At 62.0% G+C, this 19630-nt stretch carries 9 protein-coding genes and 1 pseudogene; 9 read left to right on the forward strand and 1 reads right to left on the reverse strand.

Translation table 11 applies throughout. The features are described 5' to 3' along the window. Positions 1 to 204 precede the first annotated feature (204 nt). The 9 genes from J3349_RS03660 to rsmA all read left to right on the forward strand — a co-directional run bounded on the left by J3349_RS03660 (position 205) and on the right by rsmA (position 13564). Complete coding sequence (locus J3349_RS03660) at positions 205 to 3897, forward strand: phosphoribosylformylglycinamidine synthase (protein ID WP_207676465.1); 3693 nt, start codon at positions 205 to 207, stop codon at positions 3895 to 3897. A gap of 306 nt (positions 3898 to 4203) precedes the next feature. Next, positions 4204 to 5649 carry an adenylosuccinate lyase gene (gene purB / locus J3349_RS03665; protein ID WP_207676466.1) on the forward strand — a complete coding sequence of 482 codons (1446 nt, stop codon included), beginning with the start codon at positions 4204 to 4206 and terminating at the stop codon, positions 5647 to 5649. Positions 5650 to 5720: 71 nt separating this feature from the next. Then, complete coding sequence (locus tag J3349_RS03670) at positions 5721 to 6425, forward strand: pseudouridine synthase (RefSeq protein ID WP_207676467.1); 705 nt, start codon at positions 5721 to 5723, stop codon at positions 6423 to 6425. 263 nt (positions 6426 to 6688) lie between these two features. Continuing rightward, positions 6689 to 7774 carry a helix-turn-helix domain-containing protein gene (locus J3349_RS03675; protein ID WP_207676468.1) on the forward strand — a complete coding sequence of 362 codons (1086 nt, stop codon included), beginning with the start codon at positions 6689 to 6691 and terminating at the stop codon, positions 7772 to 7774. Positions 7775 to 7899: 125 nt separating this feature from the next. After that, positions 7900 to 8592 carry a cell division ATP-binding protein FtsE gene (ftsE, locus tag J3349_RS03680; protein ID WP_158399946.1) on the forward strand — a complete coding sequence of 231 codons (693 nt, stop codon included), beginning with the start codon at positions 7900 to 7902 and terminating at the stop codon, positions 8590 to 8592. After that, complete coding sequence (locus J3349_RS03685; RefSeq protein WP_207676469.1) at positions 8589 to 9494, forward strand: permease-like cell division protein FtsX; 906 nt, start codon at positions 8589 to 8591, stop codon at positions 9492 to 9494. The genes ftsE and J3349_RS03685 overlap by 4 nt, the downstream gene beginning before the upstream one ends. Before the next feature lie 13 nt (positions 9495 to 9507). Then, positions 9508 to 10806: a peptidoglycan DD-metalloendopeptidase family protein gene (locus J3349_RS03690; protein ID WP_347564968.1), complete on the forward strand. Its 1299-nt coding sequence runs from the start codon at positions 9508 to 9510 to the stop codon at positions 10804 to 10806. Positions 10807 to 10978: 172 nt separating this feature from the next. Continuing rightward, on the forward strand, positions 10979 to 12361 hold the full coding sequence (locus tag J3349_RS03695) for a S41 family peptidase (protein ID WP_207676470.1): 1383 nt from the start codon (positions 10979 to 10981) through the stop codon (positions 12359 to 12361). Between the two features lie 351 nt (positions 12362 to 12712). Then, positions 12713 to 13564 (forward strand): 16S rRNA (adenine(1518)-N(6)/adenine(1519)-N(6))-dimethyltransferase RsmA, encoded by an 852-nt coding sequence (gene rsmA, locus J3349_RS03700; RefSeq protein ID WP_207676471.1) that lies wholly within the window; start codon positions 12713 to 12715, stop codon positions 13562 to 13564. Positions 13565 to 13661: 97 nt separating this feature from the next. Here rsmA and J3349_RS03705 read toward each other — a convergent pair. Then, positions 13662 to 19630, reverse strand: a pseudogene (locus J3349_RS03705) (hypothetical protein); the annotation flags it as partial.

The following is a 19630-nucleotide window of genomic DNA, read 5'->3' on the forward strand; positions in this document are numbered from 1 at the left end:
ATGCCAAAGCCTCCCCTCGCTAGGGCAACGACGACGACCGCCGCCGGTGGCGGAAACAGGGAGTCGCTGTTGGGGCCGCGGTCAGCAATACGCAAGCAAAGCGAAGCGGATGCTGGGTACCGCAACCCGGACAATGGCACGGCGTCAGCCGTGACGGAGAGGTTTAGCCCGGAAGAAGAAATCGATACAGGAGGGAAATACCCAATGGTATATCGTATCTATGTTGAAAAGAAACCCGGCTTCGACGGCGAGGCCCAGAGCCTGCGCAATGAGCTCGTCTCCCTGCTGGGCATCAAGGAGCTGAACGGTCTGCGTCTGCTCAACCGCTACGACGTGGAAGGCATCGACGAGGCTCTGTTCGAGCAGTGCGTCCCCACCGTGTTCAGTGAGCCGCCGGTGGATAACACCTACGCAGAGCTGCCCGTCTCCGACGGCGTGTCTTTCGCCGTGGAGTATCTGCCCGGCCAGTTCGACCAGCGCGCCGACTCTGCCGCCGAGTGCATCCAGCTCATCAGCCAGGGCGACCGCCCGCTGGTGCGCTCTGCCCGCGTCTACCTGCTGGAAGGCACCCTGACCGATGAGCAGGTGGCTGAGATCAAGAAATACGTCATCAACCCGGTGGAGGCCCGCGAGGCTTCGCTGGACACCAGGGCTACCCTGAAGATGGAGTATCCCATCCCCACCGAAGTGGAGGTGCTGGACGGCTTCAACGAGCTGGATGAGGCAGGCCTGAAAAAGTTCATCGACGAGAAGGGCCTCGCCATGGACCTGGGCGACATCAAGTTCTGCCAGGAGTATTTCCGCTCGGAGAAGCGCGACCCGACCATCACCGAGATCAAGATGATCGACACCTACTGGTCGGACCACTGCCGCCACACCACCTTCGGAACCATTCTGGACGACGTCCAGATCGACGATGCCGTGGTGCAGGAGGCCTTCGACCGCTACATGGCCATGCGCGCCGACCTTGGCCGCGAGAACAAGCCCCGCTGCATGATGGACCTGGCCACCATCGGTGCCAAGGAACTGAAAAAGCAGGGCATCCTGAAGAACCTCGACGAGTCTGAGGAGATCAACGCCTGCACCGTGAAGATCAAGTGCGACGTCAACGGCAAGGATGAGGACTGGCTGTTCCTCTTCAAAAACGAGACTCACAACCACCCGACGGAGATCGAGCCTTTCGGTGGTGCTGCCACCTGCATCGGCGGTGCGATCCGCGACCCGCTGTCCGGCCGCAGCTACGTCTATCAGGCCATGCGCGTCACCGGCGCAGGCGACCCTCTCAAGCCCGTCAGTGAGACCCTGCCCGGCAAGCTGCCCCAGCGCAAACTGGTGACCACCGCTGCCGCCGGTTATTCCTCCTACGGCAACCAGATCGGCCTTGCCACCGGTCAGGTGGATGAGATCTATCACCCCGGCTATGTGGCAAAGCGCATGGAGATCGGCGCTGTTGTGGGCGCAACGCCCGCTTCCCACGTCCGCCGCGAATGCCCCGCTCCCGGCGACGTCATCGTCCTGCTGGGCGGCCGCACCGGCCGCGACGGCATCGGCGGTGCCACCGGTTCCTCCAAGGCCCACAAGCTGGACAGTCTCGAGCACTGCGGTGCTGAGGTCCAGAAGGGCAACGCCCCCATCGAGCGCAAGCTGCAGCGCCTGTTCCGCCGCGAGGACGCCTGCAAGATGATCAAGCGCTGCAACGACTTCGGTGCCGGCGGCGTCTCTGTCGCCATCGGCGAGCTGGCCGACGGCCTGTATATCGACCTGAACAAGGTCACCAAGAAGTATGACGGCCTCGACGGCACCGAGCTGGCCATCAGCGAGAGCCAGGAGCGTATGGCCGTGGCTCTGGCCCCTGAGGACGTGGACAAATTCATCGCCATCGCCACCGAGGAGAACCTTGAGGCCACCCCCGTGGCAAAGGTCACCGAGGAAAAGCGCCTGAACATGGTGTGGAACGGCAAGTCCATCGTCAACATCAGCCGCGAGTTCCTGAACTCCAACGGCGCTGAGAAGCACCAGAACGTCCACATCGAGAAGGGGACTGTCTGGCAGCCCCAGTGGGCCGGCGTGACCTTCGAGCAGAAGATGAAGAACATGGTGGGCGATTTGAACGTCTGCAGCAAGAAGGGCCTTTCTGAGCGATTCGACTCCACCATCGGCGCGGCCACCGTGCTGATGCCCTTCGGCGGCGCATGCCAGCTGACCCCCCAGAACGCCATGGTCGCAAAGCTGCCCGTGGACGGCGAGACCAACACCTGCTCCGGCATGGCATGGGGCTACAACCCCTACCTCATGAGCGCCAACCAGTATGTGGGCGCACGGATGGCCGTCGTCGAGAGTGTGACCAAGCTGGTGGCCTCCGGCTTCCGCTATGAGGACGCCTACCTGACCTTCCAGGAGTACTTCGAGCGCCTTGGCACTTCCCCGGAGCGCTGGGGCAAGCCGCTGGCCGCTCTGCTGGGCGCACTGGACGCGCAGATTGGCCTCGGCATCGCCTCCATCGGCGGTAAGGACAGCATGTCCGGCTCCTTCGAGCAGCTGGATGTGCCTCCCACGCTGGTGTCCTTCGCAACCGCCATCGGCAAGGCCGGCCGCGTCGTCTCCACCGAGTTCAAGAAGCCTGAGAGCACCGTCGTCCTCATCCGGCCCATCTTGGACCCCGTCACCGGCTGCCCCAACTTCTTCTCCCTGAAGGCCAACTATAAGAAAGTTGAGCAGATGATGGAAGATGGCATGGTGGCCGCTGCTTCCTCTGTGGGCTATGGCGGTCTGGCCGAGGCTCTCTTCAAGATGGGGCTGGGCAACCGCATCGGCTTCAAGATGATGAACAACATGACCACCCACGATATGTTTAAGCCCATGTACGGCTCCATCGTGCTGGAGATGGTCTCTGATGCCCCGGCTGGTGAGCTGCTGGGCGAGACCACCGCAGACTACACCTTCGAGTGCTGCGGCGACAAGCTGGATATGGCCCAGCTGCAGGAGATCTGGGAGAGCAAGCTCGAGCCCGTCTATCCCTACCGCAAGGCCGGCCCCGCCGTCGAGAAGATCGACGGCAGCCTGACCGCCCCCGCTGCGCCCAAGATCGGCGTGGCAAAGCCGAAGGTCATCATCCCGGTCTTCCCGGGTACCAACTGCGAGTACGACACCGCCCACGCCTTTGCCCGCGCCGGTGCGGACCCCGAGGTGCTGGTCATCCGCAACCTGACCCCCGCTGACGTCACCGCCAGCTGCGAGGCACTGGTCAAGGCCATCAACGAGAGCCAGATCGTCATGCTGCCCGGCGGCTTCTCCGGCGGCGACGAGCCGGATGGCAGCGCAAAGTTCATCGCCTCCTTCTTCCGCAATCCTGCGGTCACTGAGGCAGTCCGCGACCTGCTGCAGCACCGGGATGGTCTGATGCTGGGCATCTGCAACGGCTTCCAGGCCCTCATCAAGCTGGGTCTGGCCGCTTACGGCGACATCCGCCCCATCACGGCCTGCGACCCGACCCTGACCTTCAACACCATCGGCCGCCACCAGAGTATGCTGGTGCGCACCCGCATCGCCTCCACCGGCAGCCCCTGGCTGTCCAAGTGCAGCGTGGGCGACCAGCACACCGTGGCCATCAGCCATGGTGAGGGCCGCTTCGTGGCACCTCAGAGCGTGCTGGACACCCTCATCGCCAACGGCCAGATCGCGACCCAGTACGTCGATCAGGACGGCAGCCCCAGCATGGACATGAAGTACAACCCCAACGGCTCCGTCCTCGCCATCGAGGGCATCACCAGCCCGGATGGCCGTGTCTTCGGCAAGATGGGCCATTCGGAGCGCAGCGGCGAGTACCTGTACAAGAACGTCACCGGCGACAAGTATCAGCCTATTTTCGAGGGCGGCGTGGACTATTTCAAGATTTGATGGTAAAATATTTGATGGTAAAATAGGAGAAAACCTCTCCGTCATTGCTTCGCAATGCCACTGCCCGGGTTGCGGCACCCAGCATCCGCAGCGCTCCGCTTGCGTCTTGCTGGCCGCGGCCCCAACAGCGACTCCCTGTTTCCGCCACTGGCGGCGGTCGTCGTTGTTGCTCCTAACGAGGGGAGGCTTTGGCATTTCGTAAAGCTTTCTCTCTTCGCCAGAGGCTCCCCTCGGTAGGGAAGCTGTCGAGCGGAGCGAGACTGAGAGGTTGAGGTTTCGTAAAACTTACCCAAGGAGGACATCCTAATGTCTCAGCATGACCGTTATATCAGCCCTTTTTCCACCCGTTATGCCTCCGATGAGATGCAGTACATCTTCTCGGACGACAACAAGTTCCGCACCTGGCGCCGCCTGTGGGTGGCCCTGGCCCGGGCCGAGATGAAGCAGGGCCTGACCAATATCACCCCCGAGATGGTGGCCGAGCTGGAAACTCATGTGGACGACATCAACTATGAAGTCGCCATCGAGCGGGAAAAGCTGGTGCGCCACGACGTCATGAGCCATGTCTACGCCTACGGCCAGCAGTGTCCCAAGGCGGCAGGCATCATCCATCTGGGTGCCACCAGCTGCTATGTCGGCGACAACACCGACATCATCGTGATGCGTCAGGGCCTCGAGCTGGTGCGCAAGAAGCTCATCGGCGTGCTGGCAAAGCTGGCAAAGTTCGCCGAGGAGTATAAGGATATGCCTTGCATGGCCTACACCCACTGCCAGCCCGCCCAGCCCACCACCGTGGGCAAGCGCGCTACCCTGTGGGCCAACGAGCTGGTGATGGACCTCAACGAGATCGACCACCGTCTGGCTACCCTGCAGCTGCGTGGCGTCAAGGGTACCACCGGCACCCAGGCTTCCTTTATGGAGCTGTTCAAGGGCGACGCCGACAAGATCCGCGCCGTGGATGCTTCCATCGCTGAGGAGATGGGCTTCGACTGCGAGGCCGTCATCCCGGTGTCCGGCCAGACCTACAGCCGCAAGGTGGACGCCTTCATCCTCAACGCCCTGGCCGGCATCGGCCAGAGCTGCATGAAGTTCGCTACCGACCTGCGCCTGCTGGCCAACTTCAAGGAGATGGAAGAGCCGTTTGAGAAGAACCAGATCGGTTCCTCCGCCATGCCCTACAAGCGCAACCCCATGCGCTGCGAGCGCATCTGCGCTTTGAGCCGCTACCTGATGGTGGATGTGCTCAACCCCAGCTTCACCACTGGTACGCAGTGGTTTGAGCGCACGCTGGACGACAGCGCCAACAAGCGCGTTGCCATGGCTGAGGGCTTCCTCGCCACCGACGCCATCCTGAACATCATGCTCAACGTCACCGACGGCATCGTGGTCTACCCGAAGGTCGTGCGCAGCCGCCTGATGGCCGAGCTGCCCTTCATGGCCAGCGAGAACATCATGATGCAGGCCGTGGAGAAGGGCGGCAACCGTCAGGAGCTCCACGAGCGTCTGCGCCAGCACGCCATCGCCGCCGGCAAGCAGGTCAAGGAAGAAGGTCTGCCCAACGATATGGTGGACCGCATCGCCGCCGACCCGGCCTTTGGTCTGACCAAGGAAGAGATCACGGCGGGCCTTGTGCCGGAGAACTTTGTGGGCCGCGCTCCCCAGCAGGTGGAGGAGTTCATTGCTCACATCCTCAAGCCCATCTTTGACGCCAACCCGGATGCTGTGGAACAGCACGCAAACCTGAGCGTCTAAACGTGATTTTACAGGAAAAGAGGCTGTTGCCGCAGGCAACGGCCTCTTTTCTGCACACAGAAGGAGTTTTCATGAGACTCGATAAATATTTAGCCGAGACGGCCCAATGCACCCGGAGCGAGGCGAAGGCACTGCTGGCGAAAGGCCGCGTCACGGTCAACGGCGCGGTCTGCAAGAAAGGGGACACCCAGCTGAAAGAGGCTGACGCCGTGGCGGTGGACGGCAAGGCGCTGGCCTACCGGCAGTTCGTCTACCTTATGCTCAACAAGCCCGAGGGCGTCGTCAGCGCCTCCACCGACAAGCGGGACACGACGGTCGTGGATCTGGTGGGGGATGCCTATCCCCGGCGGGAGCTGTTCCCGGCCGGGCGGCTGGACAAGACCAGCACCGGTTTCGTCCTGCTGACGGACGACGGCGGCTTTGCCCACGACATCCTCGCGCCCAGGCGCCATGTCTCCAAGACCTACACCGTTGTCATCGACACCCCGCTGACGGAAGAGATGAAGGCCGGCTTTGCCGCAGGCGTTACCCTTGCCGACGGCACGGCCCTTTCGCCGGCGGAAGTGTCCGCCCTCACCCCCGACGGGCTGACGGTCCGCGTCCTGCTCAGGCAGGGCGTGTATCATCAAATCAAGCGGATGTTCGGCGTCTACGGTGCGGGCGTCAACGCCCTGCACCGGGACGCCATCGGCGGGCTTGCACTGGACGAGAGCCTTGCCCCGGGCCAGTGGCGGGAGCTGACAGCTGACGAGGTGGCGAAAATTACCACGGGGTAAAGGACTGCTTTTCACCCGGTTTTCAAAAAAGTATCACATTTTACCGGTAAAATAGCCCTCAGAACCACGCAGAAAGGCCCTTTTTGGCCCGAAAATGACCCCGAAAGATAATTTCAACAAGAAAGAAGAATTTTTTTTGGTGAAATATGTTGCAAAAGTAAATTCTTTTGTGTAAAATATAAAATGTAATGCGGCGAAATTGTTAAAAATCACAATCCCGCCCACCTGCGGTTTGCACAAGAGAGGAAAAGGGGTATCCATTTATGGCCAATAGAGTATTTCAGAGCGTGATCTACCAGATGAAGGACGCGATCGACCGCGTGGTCGGCGTTGTGGATGAGACCGGCGCTGTCATCTCCTGCTCGGAGCTGAATCTGATCGGTGAGGTGCGCGAGGGCTTTATGGCAGAGCGTCTGACGGCCGGTGACCGCTTCGTGCGGGATGGCTACACCTACCAGCAGTTCTCCAGCGCAAAGCATAACGATTATGCCGTTTTTGTGGAAGGTGCGGACGAGACTGCGGGCCAGTTTGCCGCTGTGCTGTCCATCAGCCTGCAGAGCATCAAGCAGTATCACGACGAGAAGTTCGACAAAGCCAACTTTATCAAGAACGTGGTGCTGGACAACATCCTGCCCGGCGACATCTACGCCAAGGCCCGTGAGCTCCACTTTGCTACCGACGTCTCCCGCGTGGTGTTCATCGTCCGCGTCACCAGCGGCGGCGACATTTCCGCTTACGACGTGGTGAGCAGCCTGTTCCCCGACAAGCAGAAGGACTTCGTCTTCAACATCAGCGAGACGGACACCGTCCTGGTCAAGGAGATCCGCAAGGGCATCGACCGCTCGGATATGGAAAAACTGGCCGCCAGCATCGTGGACACCCTGTCCGGCGAGCATTACATCAAGGCTGTCGTGGGCATCGGCACCCCCATCGCCAACGTGAAGGACCTGGCTACTTCCTTTAAGGAAGCACAGATCGCCATGGAGGTCAGCAAGGTGTTCGACACCGAGAAGCAGATCATCCGCTACGACAATCTGGGCATCGCACGTCTGATCTACCAGCTGCCCACCACGGTCTGCGAGATGTTCCTGCGCGAAGTGTTCAAGCAGGGCAGCATCGAGAGCCTGGACCAGGAGACCCTGTTCACCATCCAGCGCTTCTTCGAGAACAACCTGAACGTCTCCGAGACCAGCCGCGGTCTGTTCGTCCACCGCAACACGCTGGTGTATCGTCTGGAAAAGATCAAAAAGCTGACCGGTCTGGATCTGCGTGAGTTCGACGACGCTATCGTGTTCAAGGTAGCGCTCATGGTCAAGAAGTACCTGTCCAACAACCCGGCCAAATATTGATATTTCGTCTCAGCCGCTCCGGCTGCGGACGCCGAAACCGGCCGCTCGACCCCGATGCTGGCCGGTTTCTTTTGTAATGGTCTGGAACTTCTGTGCCAAATAAATTTTTCAGGAGCAAGATACTCATGATAGATTTTGAACATGTCACCAAGATATACAAACGGAGCGATACTCCCGCTCTGGAGGACATCGACTTCCATGTAGACGACGGCGAGTTCGTCTTTCTGGTGGGCCACTCCGGCGCCGGCAAGTCCACTCTGCTCAAGCTCATCCTCCGCGAAGAGCTGCCCACCGAGGGCCGCGTCATGGTGGACGGCAAGGACGTCGCCCGGCTGCGCCGGGGCAAAGTGCCTTTCCTTCGCCGCCAGATGGGCATCATCTTCCAGGATTTCCGCCTCATCCCCACCATGACGGTCTACGAGAATGTGGCGTTTGCCATGCATGTCACCAACATCGGTAAAAAAGACATCAAAGAGCGCGTCAACTACATGCTGGAGCTGGTGCATCTGGAAGATAAGGCAAAGGTCTACCCCGAGTTCCTCTCCGGCGGTGAGCAGCAGCGCGTGGCCGTGGCCCGCGCTCTGGCCCACAGCCCCCGCCTCGTCATTGCAGACGAGCCCACCGGCAACATCGACCCCGAGATGAGCCTTGAGATGATGGAACTGCTGGAACGCGTCAGCGAGATGGGCATCACGGTGCTTGTCGTCACCCACGAGCATGAACTGGTGCGCCGCTTCAACCGCCGCACCATCACCCTGAAGCAGGGCCGCATCATCTCCGATGTTCCGGCCAGTTTCGGCGAGGAGGTACACGTATGAAAATCTCTACGTTTGGGTTCCTCACCCGGCGCGGCGTGCGCAACCTCGGCAAGCACTGGGCCATGACCATCGCCTGCATCGCCTCCCTCAGCGTCTGCATGACCCTGAACATCTTCGCCAGCCTCATTGAAGTCAATGTGGACAGCATGGTGAGTTATCTGGGCAGCCAGAACGAGATGGTGGTCTACGTGGACCCCGAGGCCGATGACGCCACCATCCAGTCTGTGGGCAATGCCCTCAGCGGCACCGCAGGTGTGAGCCGGGTGCAGTATATGTCCAAAGAAGACGTCCTCAACCAGTACAAGGGGTATATGTCCGACTATGCCGCCCTGCTGAACGAGTTCGAGAACGACAACCCTTTCAAGGCCAATTACCGCGTCTCTCTGTCTGATCTGAACCAGATGGAGACCATCAGCAAGCAGTTCGAGAACATCAGCGGCGTCTACAGCGTCACGGCTCCCATCGAGATGACCAAGACCTTCGTGGAGATCCAGCAGGCCGTCACCAAGGTCGGGCGCGGTGTGGTGCTGGTGCTGATGGCTGTCAGCATCATCACGGTGGGTACCACCATCCGGCTGAGCGTCTTTGCCCGCCGCCGTGAAATCGAGATCATGAAGTATGTCGGCGCTACCAACGCCCTCGTCACCCTGCCTTTCGTCATCGAGGGCCTGACCATGGGCCTGCTCTCCGGCATCCTGACGGCAGCTGCCACCATCGGCGGCTATGCCTACATCGTTCAGCTGGCGCCCACGCTGGGCGGCCTGTGGCAGATGCTTATGGGTACGGCTCTGGTGCCGCTGGAAAATGTCTGGCCCACCATCCTGACCTACAGCCTCGCGAGCGGCGCTCTGGTGGGCGGTCTGGGCAGTATGTTCTCCATCCGCAAGCACCTGAACGTGTAAGGAGGGGCCTACTGTGTACCACGACAAGCATTCCGCAGGCTTTGTTCTGCACCATCCGCCCCGCCACGCAAAGCCGTCGGGCCATTCGGCCATGATGCGCGCCGCCTGCGCCTTTCTGGCCGCCGCCTGCCTCGTGCTGAGCGTGACGGTCTATCCGGCCAGTGCGGCCACCAGCATGAGCTCGCTGCAGAACAAGCTGGACAAGATCTCTGCGTCCATCAAGCAGCATAAGACGGAGCTGAACGACGCCAAAAAGAAGGAAGCTGCTGCCAAGGCCCTCGAGTCTGAGCTGAAGGAAAAAGTCTCGGTGCTCCAGAGCCAGATCAGCGTCCTCAAGAGCCAGATCTCCGAGGTGCAGAACAACATCGGCGTCAAAGAGCAGGAAATCACCGCCAAGCAGAATGAGATCGCCCGGAAAGAGCAGGAGATCGCCGACCAGTGGGACGATTTCAAGAGCCATATGGCCGCGATGCAGGAGCTGCGGGACGGCGGCAGCGTCGCCATGCTCCGGGCTGTGAGCGATCTGTACGAGCTTCTGACCTTCAATGAGGTCATGCAGGACATTTCGGTGAAGGATACCGAGATACTCGACAACATGAAGGCTGCGAAGGAAGCCCTTGTGGCCGACCGCACCCAGCTCGTGGAGGAGCGCACCCAGCTGCAGAACAAAAAGGCTGAGCTGGACGCCCAGAACAAGCAGATGCAGTCCAAGCAGAACGAGCTCAACAACAGCGTCAAGGAGGCCCGTCTGAGCGCCGCTGAGGCCCAGCAGGCCCAGAAGAACGCCCAGGCGGCCATCGAGTCGGACGAGATGAACTACGAGGCCGTCAAGAAGGAGATCCAGAAGCTCATCGCAGCGGCAGCGGCCAGCAAGCCCCAGCTGAGCTTCAGCGGCTTTATCTGCCCGCTCAGGAGCTATACCCGCATCTCCAGCGAGTACGGCTGGCGCAAAAACCCGGTCTCCGGCGTCAACAAACTCCACGCCGGCATCGACTTTGCCGCCCCCGCAGGCACGCCCATCTACGCAGCCGCCAGCGGCTATGTGCAGGTGGCCGGCTGGTCCAGCGGCGGCTACGGCAACTATGTCATCATCTATCACGGCAAAATGACAGACGGCAACGCCTACTCCACCCTCTACGGCCATATGCGCTCGGTGGCAACGTCGGCGGGCAAGTATGTCAACCAGGGCGACCTCATCGGCTATGTGGGCTCCACCGGCAACTCTACCGGCAACCACCTCCATCTCGAGGTGTGGAAGGGCGGCTCCAAGGCCAATGCGGTCAACCCCCGCGGTTATATTCCGATAAGATAACACAACTGTAATTGAAGTCGAGGGGTCAAAGGAGGCCACAAGGCGAAATGAACGAGCAAAAACGCAAGCGTATCCTTCGGGTGGGCTGTCTGATTCTGGCAGGAGTGTTCCTGCTGTCGGTGCTGGGCAGTGTCATCCTGATGTTTTTGGTCTGAACTGGGGAGGACACTGAATGAACCGCAAAATTTCCGTAGGGATGACCGTGACCATCGTCATTCTGGCAATGACGGTCACTTTTTCCATCACGATGCTGATGGCGATGCGGCTGTTTGACCACACCGTCACCAGCGTGAAGGAAAAGGAGAGCATGTACAACAAGGTGGCCGAGGTAGACCGCTATGTGCGCGCCAACGACTACTACGACATCGACGAGACCGTGCTGTACGACCGTCTGACTGCCGGTTATCTGCTGGGTACCGGCGACAAGTACGCCCGCTACTACACCGCCTCGGCCTACACCGACCTGCTCAACGCCCAGAGCGGCAAGCTGATGGGCATCGGCGTGGAGCTGGCCATCGACCAGTCCGGCTACGCCAAGGTCATCAAAGTGTATGACGAGTCTCCTGCCAAGGAGGCCGGCCTCCAGCGGGGCGATTACATCACCACCATCGACGGCGCAGACATCAAAAGTCTGGGCAGCGTGGAGGCTGTCCAGAACAAACTCCGGGGCGAGAGCGGCACGAGCGTCAATGTAGGCTGGCTGGACAGCGAGAACGCCCAGCACACCGCCGATCTGACCCACTCCGGCTTTACGGCCAACAGCGTCGATTCCGCGCTGGTGCAGGGCAATGTGGGCTATATCAAGATCTGGCAGTTCGACAACTCCACCCCCAGTGAGCTGGACTTTGCGCTCCGCAGCCTGACCGCCAGCGGCGCCCAGAGCTTCATCTTCGACCTGCGCGACAACGGCGGCGGCATCCTTGATGACGCCATCAGCTGCATCGAACTCGTCGCGCCGGAAGGCGTGCTGGCCTACGCTGAGGATAAGGCAGGCAACCGTACCCTGCTGGGCAGCAGCACCGGCGACTCGGTCATCAGCCAGCCCACCGTCTGCCTCGTGAACGAGAACACCGCCAGTGCGGCAGAACTCTTTGCGTCCAGCCTGCGCACCCTGTGCGGCACCCGCCTCGTGGGCAGCACCACGATGGGCAAAGGCACCATCCAGAGCAGCCCCCAGCGCCTCTCGGACGGCAGCGCTGTCGTGGTCACGGTGGCAAAGCTCATTTGCGGCGACGGCTCCTGCTTCGACGGCACCGGCCTGACCGTGGACGTGGAGCGCCCGCTGACTGCCGACGAGCAGGCCAGCTACTATGACTACACCCTCGACACGGACCCGCAGATACAGCGCGCCGTCAGCACCGCACAGCAGCTCACCGGCGTCACCACCGTGGGCGGCGTGAACGACGCTGACATCGCCGCCGACTCGGCTGCGGCCTCCGAAGAGGCTGCAGCCGAGAGCACCGCTTCCAGCGAGGCCGCAGGGGAGGCAGAGGCTTCCTCCGAGGCCGGTGCAGAAGGGGAGCAGGAGGCTTCCAGCACGGAAAGCGCATCTTAAAAAAGGCTCTCCCTTTGGGAGAGCTGGCGCGTGAGCGCCTGAGAGGGCAAGGATGCTGAAATGGAACAGGGCAAGGCTATGATGGTCTTGCTCTGACAAAGGCCGCTGCCTATCGCTGTGCAGCGGCCATTTTTCTGCGGCCTTGTCCTCTCCGTCATCGCAAGCGATGCCACTGCCCGGGTTGCGGCTCCCAGCGTCTGCTTCGCTGTCGCTCGCATCCTGCTGGCCGCGGCCCCAACAGCTTCTCCCTGTTTCCGCCGCTGGCGGCGGTCAGCGCTGTTGCTCCCAAAGGGAGAGGCTTTGGCATGTACGTTACCCAATGACAACCGAAAAACAGAAAGGAAAACCACTATGCCGGAGCTGACCGACCTCTCCGTTATCCGCACCCTGTGCGAAAAATACGATTTCGCGCTCTCCAAGGGCTTTGGACAGAACTTCATCATCAATCCCGGCCTGCCGCCCAAGATTGTGGACGCCAGCGGCGTCGATAAGAGCTGGGGCGTGCTGGAGATCGGCCCCGGCATCGGCGTGCTGACCAAAGAGCTGGCCCAGCGCGCCGCCAAGGTGGTGTCCATCGAGGTGGACGAGCGCCTGCCGCCCCTGCTGACCGAGACCATGGCGGGCGTGGAGAACTTCAAGCTGGTATTGCAGGATGTTCTGAAAGTAGACCTCCGCGCTCTCATCGAGGAGGAGTTCCCCGGGATGCCGGTGGCTGTCTGCGCCAACCTGCCCTACTACATCACCAGCCCCATCGTCATGAAGCTGCTGGGCGACCGCCTGCCCATCCAGAACCTCACCGTCATGGTGCAGAAGGAGGCCGCTGACCGTCTGGCCGCTGCCCCCGGCACCCGGGCGTCCAGCGCCATCAGCTGTGCCGTGAGCTACTACGCCACCTCAAAACTGATGTTCACCGCCGCGCCGGGCAGCTTCTACCCGGCCCCGAAGGTCACCAGCGCCGTTGTGCGGATGGACATCCGCCCCACTCCCGCCGTACAGGTGGAGGACGAGGACGGCTACTTCGCCCTCATCCGTGCCGCTTTCGGCCAGCGCCGTAAGACCGCCGCCAACGCCATCGCCAGCGGCCTCGGCCTGCCGAAAGATAAGGTCATCGCGGCCATCGAGGCGGCGGGCTTCGACGCCCGCATCCGCCCCGAGGCCCTGACCCTCGAGGACTTCGCTGCCGTACAGCGGGAGCTGAAGTAAGATTTTATCATAATAAAACGCCAAGGCCCTCGCAGTCCGGAACAGAACTGCGGGGGCCTTGGTCGTTATGTGGAAGGAATGGAGGATGGTAATCTGCTTACCTCAGCAGTGCGGAGTGGTCTGCGCCGCCCACGGTGAAGGTGGCGGTGGAGCCGCTGTGGCTGAGGGTGAAAGGTGTGCTGCCCGCACCGAGGGCTGCAACATCGGAGAGGGAGAGGGTAGAAGTGCAGCTTACGGTGGAGAAGACAACGGTCTTGATGTTCTCAGAGCGGAGGTCGGTCAAATCGGAAAGGTCGCCCTGCAGGGACGCCGTCTCCTGAGCGACATGAATGTAGAGAGTATGGTTGATCTGGCTCAGCTGGACCAGCTGGACGTTCTGGATGATATTGGCCTGAGCCGGGTCGAGGACACGCAGACCGGTGGAGATGCTGCTGTCGCTGTTGTGGGAGACATCGCGGTACTCCACCTCATTGCAGACCTCGCAGATGCGGTACTCGCGGCTGCTGTCGCCCTTGACAGGCGTCCAGTCGCTCCACTGATGGCCGAGGGCGGGCAGCTCCTCCGTCTCAGTGACGACACAGCCGCTGATGGTGCAGCTGCGCTGGCGCTCGCCCTTCTCGGTGCAGGTGGGCTCTTTGGTGATGACCCACTCGCCGAAGGTGTGGGTCTTGCTGACGGGGATGACCTCAGTCTGGGTATCGTCGCCGCGGATGCAGTCACGGTGCTTGGAGCCTTCCTCGACACAGGTAGCGTCCCGGTCGATGACCCACTCGCCGTACTCGTGGCCGAGGGCCTTGATGGCCTCAGTCCGGGTATCGCCGCAGACGGAACAGGTGAAGGTCCGCACGCCGTCGGCAGTGCAGGTGGGCTCCTTCGTGACGACGCCTGCATCCCACTTGTGGGTGCTCTTATCCACCGGGATGCTCTCGGTCTTGGGAGCGCCGCAGACGACGCAGGTATAGGTCATGATGCCCGGCTCGGCGCAGGTCGCGGCTTTGGTCACGACGCCCGCGCCGTAGCTGTGCTGGCCGGTGGCTTTGAGCGTTTCGGTCTTCGTATCGCCGCAGACCGCGCACTTGTAGGTGACGGTGCCGTCCTGGCCGCAGGTAGCCGCTGTCGTGGAGAGGAGTTTCCACTGATGCTCGCCGGTGGTGGGGATGTCCTCAGTCCGGATATTGTGGCAGACGGAACAGGTGAAGGTGCGTACGCCCTTCTCAGTGCAGGTGGGCTTCCTCGTGACGACGCCCTCGTTCCAGGTGTGCAGGCCGGTGGCGGGGAGAGTGTGGCGGAAGGTGGCGCCGCACTTGGCCACCATGCAGATGTAATCGATGTAGCCGTCCTTGCCGCAGGTCGGGTCCTCACGGTTGCTGACTTTCCAGTTGTGGACGGAAGCGATGTCGCCGTACTGGGCCTTTTCTTCCTCGCTCATCTCGGCCTTTACGCTGCCGCTGTGGGATGGCTGGCTGGCCGCGTAGACACCGTTGTGGAAGAGCCGCGAGATGCTGTTGGTGCCGCTCTTTACGAGCTTCACGAGGCCCTTCTTGCCGTTTTCCGCGAGATTGATGATCTCGTCCAGCTTCTTGCCGTCGCTGCTTTGGATGGCCTTGTTGGCGACGGGGGCGGTTGCGGTGATGTCCAGCGGGGCGTCGGCATTGCTGATGGAGACGCTGCCGTTGCCAATGGCAGGGGCTTTGTCGTTGCCGGTGGCGGTGATGGTGCCGCCGGTTATCGTGATGTTGCTGGAGTTGTCGTCGTAGCTGCCGATGCCGGCGCCGGTGCCATAGCCGGTGGCAGTGATGTTGCCGCCGCTGATGGTCACATCGGTGGAGTTGCCGCCGATGCCCGAAGAACCGGATGTGCTATACTGGTTGCCTGCGGCGTTGACCGTGCCGCCGCTGATGGTCACGCTGCTGCTGCTACTATAGCCCGAGCCGATGCCGGCAGCGTACTGGCCGCCGGTGACGGTTTGGAGCGTACCGCTGGTGATCGTCACATCAGAGCTGCTGCCGTCAAAGCCGCCGCCGATGCCTGCGCCGCACGCGCCGCCGGTAACGGTTTGGAGCGTGCCGCCGGAGATGTTTACCTCGGACTTGCTGCTCTGGCCGGAGCCGATGCCGGCAGCGAATCTGCCGCCGATGACGTTACCGATGGTGCCTTTGAGGATGTTGATGATGGACTTTCCGCTGTTCAGGCCGCCGCCGATGCCCGCGCCGCCGCCGATGCCCGTGCCGCCGCTGGTGCTGTCGCTGCCGCCCGTGGCGCTGACGATATGGGCGTTGTCCTTGATGTTGATGGTGACAGCGCCCTTCTTGCTGTCGTTTTTTGTGTCACTGCTGCCGCTGCCGATGCCCGCGCCGCCGTATTTGCCGCCCGAAGCGCTCTTGATGGTGCTGTCGCCGGAGATATTGATCTCGGTCTCGCCGGAGACGTTGGAGCCGGAGCCGATGCCCGCGCCGCTGAGCCGTGAGCCATGATAGGAAGGGTCAGAGGCAGAGCTGACGCCGCCCTCAGCCGTGATAATGCCGCCCTCGATGTTGATGGTGGTCTTATTAAGGGTGTTGCCGCCGGAGCCGATGCCGGCACCGGAAGCCCAGCAGCACTCGTTCTCATCGCCGCCGCCCTTGGCCTCAATGATGGGGATGACGTCGTCGCTGTTGCGGATGGTGATGGTGGTGCTGCCCTTGGGGCCAGATTCGCTATAGCCGACGCCACGGCCGGAGCCGATGCCCGCAGCGGTGGAGCCGCCGGTGGCGATAACTTTTGTTGCACCCTCGATGAGGATGGTGGTGTTGCCATTGGCGTCGCTGCCGCTGCCGATGCCGGCGCCGCCGCCGCCGCCACGGCTGGAATCACCGCCGCCGGTGGCCGTAACGGTCACGCCGTCGCGGAGAGTGATGCTGGTGTCGCCGGTGGAGTGACTGCCTGCACCGATGCCCGCGCCGCCGTTGAAGCTGGAGGCGCCGCCCGAAGCCGTAACAGTGCCGCCGGAAATATCAATGGTGGTAGTTCCGGAAGAACTGGTACCGGAACCGATGCCTGTGCCGTGGCTTGCCGTGGCTGTGACATTGCTGCCTTTGATGGAGATGCTGGTGATGCCCTTGGAGTCTACGCCGCTGCCGATGGCTGCGCCGGTGCCGCCGTCGGCATTTACTGTACTGTTGCGTTCTATCGTGATGTCGGCGTCGCTGCTAGAAGCGTAGCCGGTGCCGATGCCTGCGCCCGAGCTATAGTTTCCCAGAGTGCTCACAGACGCTTTGCCGATGGTGATGTGAGTTTTGCCGGAGGCGTGGCTACCGCTGCCGATGCCGGCACCGCTGGCGGAAAAAGCCCTTTGGACACCCTTTCCGGTTACCGTATCGTGGATCTTGATGGTCGTCTCGCCGGAAGAGTCTTTGCCCGAACCGATGCCTGCGCCGTTGCTGCCATCCGCGGACACGAGAGCAGACCCGGTGATGTCGATCTTGGTCGCGCCGGAAGAGTCTTTGCCCGAACCGATGGCTGCGCCGTTGCGGCCATCCGCATACACCTGCGCATACTCGGAGATGTTGATCTCGGTCGCGCTCTCAGACTGTCTGCCGCCGCCGATGGCTGCGCCGTCGTTGCCATCCGCATACACCTGCGCATTTCCGGAGATGTCGATTTTGGTCTCGCCCTTAGACTGTTCGCCGCCGCCGATGGCTGCGCCGCCATTGCCGTAGTCGGTGGAAGCGTAGACCTCGCCGCCGGAGATGTTGACCTTGGCCGCGCCCTCAGACTGTTCGCCGCCGCCGATGGCTGCGCCGCCATTGCCGGAGCCGGTGGAAGCGTGGACCTCGCCGCTGGAGATGTTGACATTGGCCGCGCCGGAAGAGTTTTTGCCGCCGCCGATGCCTGCGCCGCCGTCCCGGCCCTCGGCGTTATGGATGAGGACGTTCGAGATGGTGACGGTGGTGTCGTCGGAGGCTCCCGCGCCGCCGCCGATGGCTGCGCCGCCGCTGCTGAACGCGCCATCATCCTTATTGACAGTTTGGGTGCCACGGTCCCACGAGCCGATGGTGCCGCCCTTGATGGTGACGGTGGCACCGGCTCCGCGGCCACCGCCGATGCCCGCGCCGCCGTTCTTGCCCTCGGCCTTTTTAATGGTGCCGTCGGTGATGTTGATGGTGGCACCGGCTCCGCGGCCACCGCCGATGCCCGCGCCGCCATCCGTACCCGTGGCATTTTTAATGGTGCCGCCGATGATGTTGATGGTGGTAGCCGTGGAGGAGTTCGAGCCGCTGCCGATGCCTGCGCCGCCGGTGCCGCCGGTGGCCTCGGTGATGGTGCCGCCGGAGATGGTGATTTCGGTAGCGTGGGAGGTGTTTGCGCTCGTGCCGATGCCTGCGCCGCCGCCGCTGTCGCCGCTGTCGCCGCTGCCGCCCTTGGCAGACCCGATGGCGCCGCCCGAAATTTTCACAACTTGATCGCCGCGGATGCCGGTGCCGCCTTTGCCACTGATGCCGGTGCTGTCGCCGCCGGTAGCCTGCTGTATCTCGCCGCCGGAGATGGTGAGGAAGTCGCCGCCGTAAATGCCTGAGCCGCCGGTGCAGGTGTTCCCGTTGGCATTGCCGCCGATGGCTTTTTGGATGATACCGCCAAGGATCTCCATGGTCTTGCTATAGATGCCGTGGCCGCCGTTGCCGCTGCCGCTGCTCTTGCCTTCGCCGCCCTGTGCGGTTCCGATGGTGCCGCCGAAGATGGTGAGCTTGCCGTGGTTGTAGATGCCGCTGCCGCCGGTAGATTGGCTTTCGCCGCCGGTGGCTTTCTGGATGGAGGCCTGATCGGAGATGTCCAGGGTGCTGTCGCTGCGGATGCCGCTGCCGCCTTCGGTGCCGCCGTCGCCGCCCTTGGCGTTCTGGATGAAGGCCTTGCCGGAGATGTTCAGGGTGCTGTCGCTGTAGATGCCGTGGCCGCCGTAATATTTGCCGTTGCCGCCCTGCGCGTTTTCGATGGTGCCGCCGGAGATGTTCAGGGTGCTGTCGCTGTGGATGCCGTGGCCGGCGTAAAAGTTGCCTTTGCCGCCCTGCGCTTTTTTGATGGTGCCGCCCTGAATCGTGACGGTAATATTACTGCTATTGTTGCCGCCGCCGATGCCGTCGCCGGTGCTGCCACCCACGGCCTCCTCGATGGTGCCGCCAGAGATGGTGATATTGGTATTTCTGCTGTTGTCACCGCCGCCGATGCCGGCACCATAGTCGCCGCCCTGGGCTTTTACGGTGCCGCTGGTGATGTTGACGGTGGTAGTGCCGGAAGAGTTCGCGCCGCTGCCGATGCCTGCGCCGCCCTGCTCGGTCTGCGCCTCGATTTTGGCACTGCCTTTGATGATGATATCGGTGTAGCTGGTAGCACCGTTACCGCTGCCAATGCCGGCAGCACTGGAAGCGCCGATGGCTTTGATGTCGCCGCCTACTATCTCAATGATGCCGGCACCAGTGCTACTACCGGATTTGCTCCCGGCGCTGCCGATACCAGCAGAGCCACCGCCGCCTGTGGCAGTCAGGCTGCCGGTGTTGCTGCCAGTCTTCTTATCTGTTCCGGATGTGATGGTCAGTCTGCCGGTGTCAACAGATTTACCGCTGTCATCCTCGCTCTTTCCGTTGTGCTCGAGGCCGGCATGGTAGCCGCTGCTGGTGAGGGTATTGCTGCCCTCGAGCTTGATTAGCGTGTTGCCCTTGCCCTCGACACTGAGGGCGGCTTTGCCATAGTTCTCACTGTTATTGTCGCTGGTATCGATGTTGACATTGTCCAGCGTCACGTTGAGGGTGCTGCCTGTGGCCTTGTTGATGATGCGGATGACGTAGTTGGTGACGTTTTCGGCTGTGTTCCTGAAGTTTTCCGCAGCACGCTCCAAGACCGTGGTCGATTCGTCCCGGGTCTCATCGTCGTCATTGGCGTTGGCGATATTGAAGGATGGGCCGGTGTACGTGAGCTGGCTTCCCAGCACAGGGCTGTCGCCGGTCTGGGTCTTTTTCGTGGAATCAGTCTCGTTTTTCTCGCCGCCGGTGGTGCCGCCGGTCTGGTTCTCGTTTTCCTCGCCGCCGGTGGTGC

It is taken from the genome of Faecalibacterium sp. Marseille-P9590 (genome assembly GCF_017377665.1).
Taxonomy (GTDB): domain Bacteria; phylum Bacillota; class Clostridia; order Oscillospirales; family Ruminococcaceae; genus Faecalibacterium.

Bases quoted from the DNA above. Each gene is read 5' to 3' on its own strand.
- J3349_RS03685 (WP_207676469.1), top strand. From the start codon at position 8,589: ATGAAAATCTCTACGTTTGGGTTCCTCACCCGGCGCGGCGTGCGCAAC.
- J3349_RS03660 (WP_207676465.1), top strand. From the start codon at position 205: ATGGTATATCGTATCTATGTTGAAAAGAAACCCGGCTTCGACGGCGAG.
- ftsE (WP_158399946.1), top strand. From the start codon at position 7,900: ATGATAGATTTTGAACATGTCACCAAGATATACAAACGGAGCGATACT.
- J3349_RS03670 (WP_207676467.1), top strand. From the start codon at position 5,721: ATGAGACTCGATAAATATTTAGCCGAGACGGCCCAATGCACCCGGAGC.
- J3349_RS03695 (WP_207676470.1), top strand. From the start codon at position 10,979: ATGAACCGCAAAATTTCCGTAGGGATGACCGTGACCATCGTCATTCTG.
- J3349_RS03675 (WP_207676468.1), top strand. From the start codon at position 6,689: ATGGCCAATAGAGTATTTCAGAGCGTGATCTACCAGATGAAGGACGCG.
- purB (WP_207676466.1), top strand. From the start codon at position 4,204: ATGTCTCAGCATGACCGTTATATCAGCCCTTTTTCCACCCGTTATGCC.
- rsmA (WP_207676471.1), top strand. From the start codon at position 12,713: ATGCCGGAGCTGACCGACCTCTCCGTTATCCGCACCCTGTGCGAAAAA.